General features: G+C 64.3%; 10 protein-coding genes and 1 pseudogene. 5 read left to right on the top strand and 6 right to left on the bottom strand.

Going from position 1 to position 11,437, the window contains the following annotated elements:
- The coding region (locus FNL14_RS01870; protein WP_142057239.1) for an STAS/SEC14 domain-containing protein at positions 1-316 on the bottom strand (316 nt) is incomplete at its 3' end.
- A gap of 154 nt (positions 317-470) precedes the next feature.
- Here FNL14_RS01870 and FNL14_RS01865 point away from each other — a divergent pair.
- The 3 genes from FNL14_RS01865 to FNL14_RS01855 all read left to right on the top strand — a co-directional run bounded on the left by FNL14_RS01865 (position 471) and on the right by FNL14_RS01855 (position 2,874).
- Positions 471-1,103 (top strand): thymidylate kinase, encoded by a 633-nt coding sequence (locus FNL14_RS01865; protein ID WP_181762518.1) that lies wholly within the window; start codon positions 471-473, stop codon positions 1,101-1,103.
- Between the two features lie 76 nt (positions 1,104-1,179).
- Positions 1,180-1,389: a hypothetical protein gene (locus FNL14_RS01860; protein WP_142057192.1), complete on the top strand. Its 210-nt coding sequence runs from the start codon at positions 1,180-1,182 to the stop codon at positions 1,387-1,389.
- Between the two features lie 204 nt (positions 1,390-1,593).
- Complete coding sequence (locus tag FNL14_RS01855; RefSeq protein WP_142057190.1) at positions 1,594-2,874, top strand: Gfo/Idh/MocA family protein; 1,281 nt, start codon at positions 1,594-1,596, stop codon at positions 2,872-2,874.
- A gap of 63 nt (positions 2,875-2,937) precedes the next feature.
- Here FNL14_RS01855 and FNL14_RS01850 read toward each other — a convergent pair whose 3' ends face one another.
- The 5 genes from FNL14_RS01850 to FNL14_RS01830 are packed head-to-tail and all read right to left on the bottom strand — an operon-like array spanning position 2,938 to position 8,161.
- The gene (locus FNL14_RS01850; RefSeq protein WP_142057188.1) at positions 2,938-4,197 is read right to left on the bottom strand and encodes an MFS transporter; all 1,260 of its coding nucleotides are present in this window, start codon (positions 4,195-4,197) and stop codon (positions 2,938-2,940) included.
- 55 nt (positions 4,198-4,252) lie between these two features.
- Entirely contained in the window at positions 4,253-4,936 is a 684-nt protein-coding gene (locus FNL14_RS01845; protein ID WP_142057186.1) for a Poxvirus protein I5, read from the bottom strand.
- Positions 4,937-4,955: 19 nt separating this feature from the next.
- Complete coding sequence (locus FNL14_RS01840) at positions 4,956-5,873, bottom strand: carbohydrate ABC transporter permease (protein ID WP_142057184.1); 918 nt, start codon at positions 5,871-5,873, stop codon at positions 4,956-4,958.
- Positions 5,870-6,820, bottom strand: a complete 951-nt coding sequence (locus FNL14_RS01835) for a carbohydrate ABC transporter permease (protein WP_142057182.1) — start codon at positions 6,818-6,820, stop codon at positions 5,870-5,872. Before FNL14_RS01835 ends, FNL14_RS01840 begins: the two co-directional genes overlap by 4 nt.
- Positions 6,821-6,868: 48 nt before the next feature.
- Positions 6,869-8,161, bottom strand: coding sequence for an ABC transporter substrate-binding protein (locus FNL14_RS01830; protein WP_142057180.1), 1,293 nt, complete (start codon positions 8,159-8,161; stop codon positions 6,869-6,871).
- A 177-nt stretch (positions 8,162-8,338) separates the two neighbouring features.
- On the opposite strand from FNL14_RS01830, the gene FNL14_RS01825 reads away from it, so the two are divergent.
- Together FNL14_RS01825 and FNL14_RS23195 are read left to right on the top strand one after the other, a co-directional pair.
- The gene (locus FNL14_RS01825) at positions 8,339-10,354 is read left to right on the top strand and encodes a beta-galactosidase (RefSeq protein WP_142057178.1); all 2,016 of its coding nucleotides are present in this window, start codon (positions 8,339-8,341) and stop codon (positions 10,352-10,354) included.
- Between the two features lie 254 nt (positions 10,355-10,608).
- A pseudogene (locus FNL14_RS23195) lies at positions 10,609-11,437 on the top strand (hypothetical protein); the annotation flags it as partial.

Raw genomic sequence — 11,437 nt, 5'->3', positions numbered from 1 at the left:
GACAGGGCGGGACGTGGACACCCAGGAAGAAGTTCGCCAGGATCCGGTCCACAGGGCTGGCGCCCAGGAGGGCGATCCGGTGCGCGGCGCATGGAATCGAAAAAACGGACCGTGCCGCCCTGGTGACTGATTCGGTGGTGGCCATGTCCACCAGCATGGGGTAGGTGGCATCCCCCGCTATGTCGTTCACCGCTGCCATAGCCGCCGCGGCGTCCTGTTGTTCTATCCGGACTTTCGGTTCCCAGATAAGGTGGATCACGCCGTCGGGACGCAATTCCACGGTGCCCTTGCCGCCGTCGACCGTTACTGGCTCCATGCCCTGCTCTCCCTCCGTTTGCAGGCTCCCCCAGTTCTGCTCCTGCTTTGACTCCCGGAACCAACTTAGACCCCAGCGCCGTTACAAGCGCACTCACAGCCTTTCCCCCGGCTTCATGAACAGAAGCCACAGGCCTGGACGGTATGAAGGAAACATGACACATCGCGCCAAACCGGAACAGGCACTCATTGTCCTGCTGGGAATCGATGGCGCCGGCAAGTCGACGGCTGCCAAGGAAGTGGAGAAGCTGCTTCCGGACACTCCGATACTGGTGCTGGGGAACTACTCGGGCAGGAAAAGCATCCTGGCCCTTGCGCAGCGTTTCAATGTGCCCCTGCCCGTCCACCTTGCCGATGTCCTGGAGACCACGGTCCGGGTCTTCAACGTCCTGCTCAACCATCTGCGGGCGGCTCGGTTCGACGGCGTTGTCATCATGGACAGGCACCTCTACTGCCAGCTGGCGCTGCGGAAAGCCCGGGGAATCCGCCGCAGCCGTGCGCTCTCAACGCTGTTGCGGCTGCTTCCGCAGGCGCAGGCAGTGGCCTACTTCGACATCACAGCGGAGCAGGCTCATGAACGGATCATGTTGCGGGGCGAGGACCAAGAGAACCTTGGGGACCTCGAGAAGTTCCGGATGGGGTACACCGGACTGCCCTGGTACCCCGGCTTTATTCCGGTTGATGCCGGTACCAGCATCCAGAGCAGCGCGGGACAGCTGAAGCAGGTGATAGCCGGCGTTACGGCACAGGCTGAGGCCCTGGCCCCGGTCCCGACCCAGGGCCAATAGGCTCCAAGCCAAATCTCTTTCGGTCAACCCCGTTACTGCTCTTGTGGGCCGGGGGGAGCAGAAGCAAGGATTGGCTATGGAAGACCTGCGGCACACCGCCAGAGCCCTGCTGCAGCGGAAGGATCTTGGCCTGATCGATCTGTGGGTTCTCTACTGGAACCACGGAGGGCACTGCCACCCCTTTGATTTTGATGCGTTTATCCACGAGATCATGCCCGCCAAGTGGTTCGACATGGAAGCCCTGCAGGTGGCGGTGAAAGAGTTGTCGCTCGAAGCCGTGGCCTGAGCGCACCTCCACACTGCAAAACATTCACCAGCTGCACTGCGGCTGCCCGGAACCCCGGGTCCGGTTTCGACAGCATAGCTTTTTGAATCGTTACATTACTGGACGCGAAGGGCGTCTGTGCTTCACACTTGAATCTGGAAAGCGCTTGCCCACCTGAGGCCTCGCGCCGGGAAAAAGCAGCCCTCCGGGGCCGAATGGAGCACCATGGGAACACCAACCGCCACAGACGCCGGGACCCAGGCCAGCGGGGATACTCCTGCAACCGGACCTCAAAGCCCTGCGGCCAACGCAGCGTCGGCAGGCGAATCTTCGCCCGGACCGGGCGGTCGACCTGCAGCCAAGGTGGCGCTGGTAGGTGTCCACGGCTTCGGCACCCACCACCTGCGTAACCTTGAACGCCTCCAGGCCGCCGGCGTCGTCGATCTTGTTGCCGTGGCCGATCCCAATCCCCCTGCCGCCGGCTCGGTCCCCGAAACAGCGCATGTCTTTCCTGGCCTTACGGAACTGCTCGCGGAGACCACCGGCCTGGACCTGATCATTGTTGCCACCCCCATCCAGACGCACGCGCCGCTGGGCCTGGCAGCCCTGGCCACCGCGGCCGACCTCTACCTGGAAAAGCCTCCCGTCGCCTCGCTTGCGGATTTCAACCTGCTCGTCCACGCTGCCGCGGCGTCCGGTCGGAGTGTGCAGATCGGGTTCCAGAGCCTGGGATCGCATGCACTGGCGGCCATCGAAGAGCTCCTCGCCGACGGCACCATCGGAACCTTGCAGGGCATCTCCGCCACCGGCCGCTGGGTCCGCGACCGGGCCTACTACAAGCGGTCCCGGTGGGCGGGCAGGCGGACCATCGACGGCGTGGATGTGGTGGACGGCGTGGCCACCAATCCCCTGGCCCACGCGGTGGCAACCGCACTGAGGATTGCCGGGGCACGCACGACGGCGGACATTGCATCGCTCGAAACCGAGCTGTACCGCGCCAACCAGATTGAGTCCGATGACACGTCAGTGATCAGGATCCGCACCCGCGGCGGCCTGCCCATCACGTGCGCCCTGACGCTGTGTGCCACGGAATCCGTGGAACCGTATGTGATGTTCCAGGGCTCGGCCGGCACCGCCGTCTTCCACTACACGGAGGACCGCCTGGCCGTTGAGACGGCGAAGGGCCGTACCGAGGAGGTCTTTGGCCGGGACGACCTGACGGAGAACCTGCTGGCCCACCGCAGCAACGGCACCCCTCTTCTGAGCCCGCTCCTGGACAGCGGCGCTTTTATGCTCGTCCTGGAAGCCATTCGCACCGCGCCACTGCCCGCTCCGATTGACGCAGAATTCGTCCACTGGGAGGGCGAGGGAGATTCGGCCCACGCCGTGGTCGCCGGCATCGAGGACGCCCTCGAGCGCTCGGGCGCGCAGCACGCCACGTTCAGTGAGCTCGGGCTCCCCTGGGCCGCCTCGGCACCGCACGTGTTCAGCCTGCCGGCATCCTGAATGGCTTCCTGAAAGCGCCGACCGCCGGGGGCTGGTCAGCTCCCGGCGGCGCGGCCTAAGGAATCACCGGCTCAGGCGGCGGGAATTCCGCCACAGCAGCAAACCGATGACGACGGCGGACAGGATACCTCCAGCGCCGGTGGCTACCAGCCCCAGGCGCACCCCCAACTGCTCGGTTAACCAGCCGGCCAACAGCCCGCCCATCGCGTGTCCGCCCAGCAGCAGCGGCAGGTAAAGCGCCATCACCCGGCCCCGGATCTCCGGCCCTGCCTCGAGCTGGACGGCGGTGGCCGCACTGGTCAGGAACAACAGGGTCATCAGCCCCACCACCACCAGCATCACGGTGAAGAGGACGAGGTTGGGCATCAGGGCCGCCACCAATTGGGCCAGCCCAAAGAGGCCGGCCGCCATGACAATCCCTTTCCGGCCCAGCGTCCGCAGGCGTGCGGCCAGCAACGCACCGGCCAGGGCCCCAACGGCGCTGACAGTGTTGAAAAGGCCGAACCCTTCAACGCCGTTGTGCCAGACGCGTGCTGCAAAGGCTGCCAGCACCACGGGACCGTTCATTCCGAACATCCCCAGCAGCCCGGCCAGCGCGATGATCAGCAGCAGGGAGGGGCGGTCCTTGACGTACCGGAACCCGGCCAGGAGCTGGCCCCTCCCCCGCGCCGCAGGGGTGCTCGGGTGCAGCTCGGCGGGGCGGATGGCGGCAATCATGCACAGGACCAGCACGCACAGCACGGAGTTGGCTGCGAATGCTGCGGCTGATCCGGCCTGGGCAATGACCACACCGGCCAATGCCGGTCCGGCCATGGCGCCCAGCTGGCCAATGGCATTGTTGAGGCCGATGGCCGGGCGCAGCGCGGTGTCACCCACTACTTCGTTGACGAAGACAGTTGTGGCGGGCTGGTTGATGGCCGACGTAATACCGAGCGCAATGCAGCTGGCGTAGACGGCCCAGACGGTGATGGTCCCGCTCGCTGCCCATGCGGCAAGTCCCATGGCAAGCAGTGCGATAACGGCCTGGCAGGCCAGCATGATGCGGCGTTTGGGGAAGAGGTCCACCAACAGGCCGCTGAGCGGGCCCACCACCAGCATGGGCAGGAATTGCAGGGCAACAGCCACACCCACTGCGGCGGGGCTGGCGGTCAGCTGCAGCACCAGCCAGTCCTGGGCCAGCCGCTGCATCCACACCCCAACGCTGCCGGTGAAGAGAAGCACCAGGAAAATCCGGTAATTGCGCTGGGTCAGGGGCTGGTACCACGGGGGCTGGTTCTGTGAAGGACGGAGGGACTGCTGGGAACGTTGGCGGTCGGAAGACACGTCGGACTCAACTCAATAGTGGCGGACAGAACCGGGGTGCCTGGAGCTGGAGACTTCAGGCGCGGCTGGAGCGCAGTTTGACGGCGGCCGAGGCCAGGATCAGGATGCCGGGGACCACCACGAACAGTGCTGCGAGCATCCAGACGAACACCACTGTCCCGATGAGGGCCGCAATCAGCAGGAGGGATCCGCTCCAGTCCCTTACGGACACGGCCTGGCCTGTTTCGAGGGCAGAGCGCCAGGCGCTGCGGGCTTCGGACCTGCGGGCGTCTGCGCTGCCGGCCAGAGCGCGCGAGTCCGCGGCGCCGGAGATGTGGTGGCCCGCGGAGTCCGACCAGGCGGCGGTGGTGCGCAGGAGCAGGACGGCACCTGCGGCGGCGAGGACCAGCGTGGCAGGCAACACCACTTCCCGGCCGGGAAGCTGCCCCACCCAAGCGAGCAAAAGGTTAAGGACAATCACGACGGCGGCTGCCGCCGTCGTCATTCCCAGCTTCCAGCTGCCGGGCAGGGCAGCCTTGAAGGTATCCCAGAGGCCGCGGACGGAATCGTCGCGGCCGGAGAGGTGACGTTCGAGATGGGCGATCCCCGCCGCATACGCGGCGGGGATCGTCACGAGCGGGATGGACAGCACCAGTACCAGCACCCCGGCCAGGAGGGTCTCGGAGAACAGCGCGAAGCGGTTGACCGGGACGGGTTCATGGTGGTTGGAGGCGGGTGTGGTGCTGTCCATGACGCTCATTTTCTGTTAGATTCTTCCGTTAGCCCTTGAGGCCCTGGGTGGAGACGCCTTCGACGATGTAGCGCTGGAAGACCAGGAAGAAGATCAATACCGGCAGCAGGGCGAGGACGGACATGGCAATCATGGCGCCGTAGTCCGAGCTCTGGGTCTGGTCCACGAAGAGGCGCAGGGCCAGCGGCAGCGGGTACTTTTCCGGCGTGTTCAGGTAGAGCAGCGGGCCCAGGAAGTCGTTCCAGCTCCAGATGAAGGAGAAGATCGAGGTGGAGATCAGGGCCGGCTTCATCAGGGGCAGCATGATGGAGGTAAAGATCCGGACGTGCCCGGCGCCGTCGATCCGTGCAGCCTCGTCCAGTTCGGCGGGCAGGTTGCGCATGAACTGGACCATCAGGAAGACAAAGAACGCGTCGGCGGCGAGGAACTTGCCGATCAGCAGCGGGACGTAGGTGTCAACGAGGCCGAGCTGCTGGAACACGATGTACTGCGGGATGATCACCACGTGGAACGGCAGGAGCAGGGTGGCGATCATCATCCCGAAGAAGATGCTGCGGCCCGGGAACTTGATCCTTGCGAAGGCATATGCGGACACGGACGCGGAGAGGATGGTTCCCACCACGGCTCCGATCGCCAGGATCAGCGAGTTGGTGAAGAACTGCAGGGTGGAGACGCCGCCGATGCCCTCCATGGCCGTGACGAAGTTGTCGAAGCTGAAGTTGCTCGACCACAGCGACGTGTTGCCGCCGCCAATCTCGGCGTTCGGTTTGAAGGACGAGGCGATCATCCATAAGCCCGGGTACAGGACCACAGCCGTGAGGGCCAGGGCCACCACGTGGAAGAGGGTGCTCTTGGCGCGCTTGGCCCCGGCCGATTCGGACTTGGGGTTGTAGTGCGGCACCTGTGCGTCCGGGGTGGACTGGGTGGGGGTTGCCATGGTTGTCATTTTGCATCACCGCTGTAGTGGACCCAGGACTTGGACGTGCGGAAGAAGATCAGGGTAATAATGCCCACCACGATCACCAGCAGCCAGGCCATCGCGGAGGCGTAGCCCATCCGGAAGTCGCTGAAGCCCCGCAGGTACAGGTAAAGGGTGTAGAAGAGGGTGGAGCCGGCAGGGCCGCCTTCACCGTTGGAGATGATGTAGGCCGAGGCGAAGATCTGGAACGCGTGGATGGTTTCCATCAGCAGGTTGAAGAAGATCACCGGGGAAAGCATGGGCCAGGTGATGTTGAAGAACTTCCGCACCGGGCCGGCACCGTCCATGGATGCTGCTTCGTAGAGATCGTTGGGAATCTGCTTCAGGCCGGCCAGGAAGATCACCATCGGGGCGCCGAACTGCCACACCGTCAGGAGGATGAACATCGGCATGGTCATGGCCGGGTTGCCCACCCAGCCGCCCAGGTTGATCCCGAAGATCGAAAGGCCCTGGTCCACCGGACCGTTGTCGCCGAACATGGCCTTCCAGACGATGGCGATGGACACCGACGCACCGATCAGGGACGGAGCGTAGAAGGCGGAGCGGTAGAAACCCTGGCCGCGGCGCTTGCTGTTCAGCAGCATCGCCACCGCCAGTGCTGCGGCGAGCTTCAGCGGGGTGCCGAAGACCACGTAGCCCACAGTCACGCCCACCGACTGCAGGAACCGTTCGTCCTGGAAGAGGGTGGTGTAGTTGTCCAGGCCGATCCACTTGGGCGGATCGAACAGGTTGTAGTTGGTGAAGGACAGGTAGAGCGAGGAAATCATGGGCCCGACAGTGAGGGCGATGAATCCCAGCAGCCAGGGCAGCAGGAAGGTGTAGCCGGCGCGGGCGTCCGCCCGGCGCTGCCTTGACTTGCGCAGCGCGGGAGCGGACGACGTCGAACGCCTGCTCAGTGTTGGGCTTTGAGTCACGAGTTCATTCCGTCAGTTGTGGACGTCTTGGTCAGACTGTCTGCCTGATCAGGCGTTCTGCTTGATGAGGTCTTCGGCTTCCTTGAACCATGCGTCGGCTGCGCCGTCGATGGTCAGCTTGCCGTAGTTCAGGTCCGAGGAGACGCGCTTGAAGGAAGCTTCCAGGGTGCCGAAGCCGACGATGGGCGGTTCCGGAGCGTCCTTGAGGTACTTCTCGATGGACTTTTCGTAGTCCACCACGAGCTTGTCGGTGCCTTCAAAGGTAGTCCCGTCACGCTGGGTCTTCGACGCCGGAACACCGCGGGAGGTCTTGAAGATCTGGCCAACCTCGGGATCGTTGACCATGAAGTCGATGAAGCGGGCGGCGGCGTCCTTGTACTTGGTCTTGGCGCTGGCCACCATCAGCATGGACGGCTTCAGGAACAGGCCCAGGTTGTCCTTGTCATCCGACGGGACGGGAACCAGCTTGAGTTCCTTCGCGCCGCTGTCTGCGAGGTAGCCGGCCATGAAGTTGTCCCAGGTGACTTCGGTGGCGGTCACGTTGGAGCCGAAGGGCGACTTGGGGGCGAGCTGGGTGACGCGCTCTTCAGAAACGATGGCAGGGGTGCCGCGGAGGCCTGCGGTGGTGTTCCACCATTTCTTCATGTCGTCCTTGGTGAAACCGAGCTTGCCGTCCTCGGTGAAGGCTTCGATGCCGTTCTGGCGCAGCCAGATGTTGAACATCCACCAGACGCCGGTGTAATCCGTGGAGCCGAAGAGGGCGCTGTTGCTCTTGGCGCCCACCTCGGTGAGGAAGTCGTTGAATTCCTTATAGGTCCAGGAGCCGTCCGGCTCTGCGACGCCCAGGGATGCCAGCTTGGCAGGATCGTAGTAGACGGCGAAGGCGTTGGTGCTGGTGGGGATGCCGTAGGTCTTGCCCTTGATCTGGCCGGAGGGCAGGAGGGACTTGTCAAAGGCGTCCGTGTTGATCTTGACGGTGCCCAGGTCCAGGAGCTGGTTGCGCTGGCCGTAATCACGCAGATAGGACAAGTCCCACTGCATTACGTCCGGCAGGCCGCCGCCGGCGGCTTCGGTGGCGCGCTTCTGCCAGTAGCCGGCGAAGTCGGTGAAGTTCCCGTTGACCTTGATGTCCGGGTTCTTCGACTCGAACAGGGCAATGGCCTTGCGGGTGCGCTCGGCGCGGTCGTCGTTGCCCCACCAGGTGTAGTTGATGGTGACCGGCTTCTCTGCGGAGCCGGTTTCCCCTCCTGAGGAGCTGGAGCCAGTTCCACAAGCCGCCAGTGCCGCGGCAGATGCGGTGCCGACGGCTACGGTGGTAAGGAAATGCCTTCTGTTGATCATGGGAGCCTCCTTGCTCGATGTGTGCAATCCCATTGCCCGAATCTACAACGAGAGTAGTGAGCTGGCTTACACGGTTTCTGAAACGATACAATATCGGCATTCCCGGAAATGGGCAAGCGTTTTCCAAAGATCTGATTTTCACGCAGCATCCATCTTCCCAGCAGACAAAGGAGTCCCATGACTTTGCAGGAAACCTCCAGCCCGGCGAGCGTCTGGAACAACATCGAAGGCATCGCCTTCGGCGGCGACTACAACCCGGAACAGTGGCCGGTCAGCGTCCGCCTCGAGGACCTGGAGCTGATGAAGGAAGCAGGCGTGAGCTTCCTCAGCGTGGGAATTTTCTCCTGGGCGCTGCTGGAACCAGCTGAGGGCACGTACGACTTCGCCTGGCTCGACGAGGTCATGGACAACCTCGCTGGAATTGGCGTCAAGGTGGCTCTGGCCACGGCCACGGCCGCTCCCCCGGCATGGCTGGTACGGAAGCATCCGGAGATCCTGCCGGTCACGGCTGACGGAACCGTGCTGGGGCCGGGGTCGCGGCGGCACTACACGCCGTCGTCGGCCGTCTACCGCCGGTACGCCACGGGAATCACGCGCAAGCTGGCCGAGCGGTACAAGAACCATCCGGCCCTGGCGCTCTGGCACGTTGACAATGAACTGGGCTGCCACGTCTCAGAGTTCTACGGCGAGGAGGATGCCGCCGCCTTCCGGTCGTGGCTGGAGCGCCGGTACGGGAATATCGATGCCCTCAACGCATCCTGGGGTACGGCTTTCTGGTCCCAGAACTACGGCTCGTTCGATGAGATCCTGCCGCCCGCCGTCGCGCCGTCCACGCTGAACCCGGGGCAGCAGCTGGACTTCCAGCGGTTCAACTCCTGGGCGCTGATGGACTACTACCGGGAACTCGTTGCCGTCCTGCGTGAGGTGACTCCCGGCGTGCCGTGCACCACCAACCTGATGGCCTCAAGCGCCACCAAGTCCATGGATTACTTTGACTGGGCCAAGGACCTGGACGTCATCGCCAACGACCACTACCTGGTGGCCGCCGACCCCGAACGGCAGATCGAACTCGCGTTCAGCGCGGACCTCACCCGCGGCATTGCGGGGGGTGACCCGTGGATCCTGATGGAACATTCGACGTCGGCCGTCAACTGGCAGCCGCGCAACCAGCCCAAGATGCCCGGTGAAATGCTGCGCAACTCGCTGGCCCACGTGGCCCGCGGTGCCGATGCTGTGATGTTTTTCCAGTGGCGGCAGAGCTTCGCCGGCTCGGAGAAGTTCCACTCGGCAATGGTGCCGCACGGCGGACGGGACACGCGTGTGTGGCGTGAGGTGGTGGACCTGGGTTCGGCGTTGAAGCGGCTGGCTCCGGTGCGCGGTTCCCGCGTGGAGTCCCGCGTTGCCATCGTGTTTGATTACGAGGCGTGGTGGGCCAGTGAAATTGATTCCAAGCCGAGCGTCGACGTGAAGTATCTTGACCTCCTGCGGGCCTTCCACCGGTCGCTGTTCCTGCGGGGCGCTTCCGTGGATATGGTGCACCCGTCCGCTTCCCTTGAGGGGTACGACCTCGTGCTGGTGTGCACGCTGTACTCGGTGACTGACGAGGCGGCCGCGAACATTGCCGCTGCAGCCTCCGCCGGTGCCACCGTGCTGGTGAGCTACTTCAGTGGCATCGCGGACGAGAAGGACCATGTGCGGCTAGGAGGCTATCCGGGTGCCTTCCGGGACCTGTTGGGCGTGCGGGTGGAGGAATTCCATCCCCTGCTGGCGGGCACGCAACTCAAGCTGAGCGACGGGACGATTTCCTCTGTCTGGAGCGAGCACGTTCACCTTGCCGGTGCGGAAGCCCTTCAGACCTTTACGGAGTACCCGCTGGAGGGCGTTCCGTCCTTGACCAAGCGATCCGTTGGTGCCGGTGCGGCCTGGTACCTGGCCACGTTCCCGGACCGGGAAGGGATCGAGTCGATTGTTGACCAGTTACTGGAGGAGTCCGGTGCTGCGCCCGTTGCAGCCGCCGATCCTGGTGTGGAGCTGACCCGGCGCCGCTCCGACGACGGCCGCAGTTTCCTCTTCGCCATCAATCATTCGCGTTCGTCCGCGTCGGTCCAGGCTTCCGGTGTTGAGCTGCTGTCCGGCGAGCGGTTTGAGGGTTCGGTTCCTGCCGGCGGAGTTGTGGTGGTTGCGGAGGACTGACTCGCTTCAGTTATCCACATAGCTTCTGTTTCAGCCACCTTTCTCGGTGTCCTTTGGCAGAGTTGACGTATGGAAGCCATCGGGGATCAGCTCGCGGAGTTCGGCCGTTTTTTCGCCGCGCGTGCGCTGGTTCCTGATGGCTCCTTAGGCGCTGATTCTGCAGTTCAGCCTGGGACGGCTTCGGGCGCTTCCGGGTTTGCTGCCTTGTTGCCGAGGGCGCCGGAATTGTCAGACCCCCTGACCAGAATGGGTTTATGGAAGTCATTGGGGAGCGGCCTGAGCATTACGGCGGTAACGTCGTGGTGCTCGGACGGGCGGGGGCTGTTGCCTCGTCTGGCGCTTTGGATTTCAGCGGTCCGGCCGCCGGCGCCTCTGGCTTTCTTTCCGGCTCTGGCCCTTCCGCGTACGACGACGGCACCCCGCTTAGGCCCAGCTGGCACCTTCACGCTGTACCCGCCGAGGCCATCCAACCCGGCACCGCATCAGCCGCATCAGAAGCAGGGCCCACGCAGGCTGATTTCGTAGCAGGCGAGCATGCCGATGCTCGCTCCTCATCAGCCGTGGCTCTAACAGGGCCCAAGCAGGCTGATTTCGCACATGCCAAGTCCGTGGAGGCTGACTCCTCGTCAGCCGTAGCTGTAACAGGGTCCGCGCAGGCTGCGAATGAGTCCGACCCAGCTACGTCTGTGACAGGGCCGGTTCCGGCAGATTCTTTGCGGGCCGGGGAGCCGTTGGGTCTGGCCGAGATCGGCAGGCTCGTGGCCCAGGCTGCTGCTGCCGCGCCGTCGGTACTTGCCGGGGCCAGCTACGTTGACGCCGCCAACTACGCCGCTGGAGTGGAGGAAATTTCCCGGACCGTGGAGTACCTACAGGTCCTCTCCGCCGGGAACGTGGACCGGACCCGCACCCAGGCCATCGCCGCCCCGGACACCGCCCGCGCCAACCGGTCCCGCACCGGCAAGGCCTGGGTCACAGGCTGGGACAACGGCATCGAAACCCTGAACGAAACAGACGCCCACCGGCCCGCCGGATCTGCACCCTGTGACACCGGGACCATGAGTGTCACCGACGGCCGGAACCGGG

The sequence above is a fragment of the Pseudarthrobacter sp. B4EP4b genome (genome assembly GCF_006680095.1).
Classification (GTDB): Bacteria; Actinomycetota; Actinomycetes; order Actinomycetales; family Micrococcaceae; genus Arthrobacter.
This window is presented reverse-complemented; position numbering and strand designations above follow the sequence as displayed.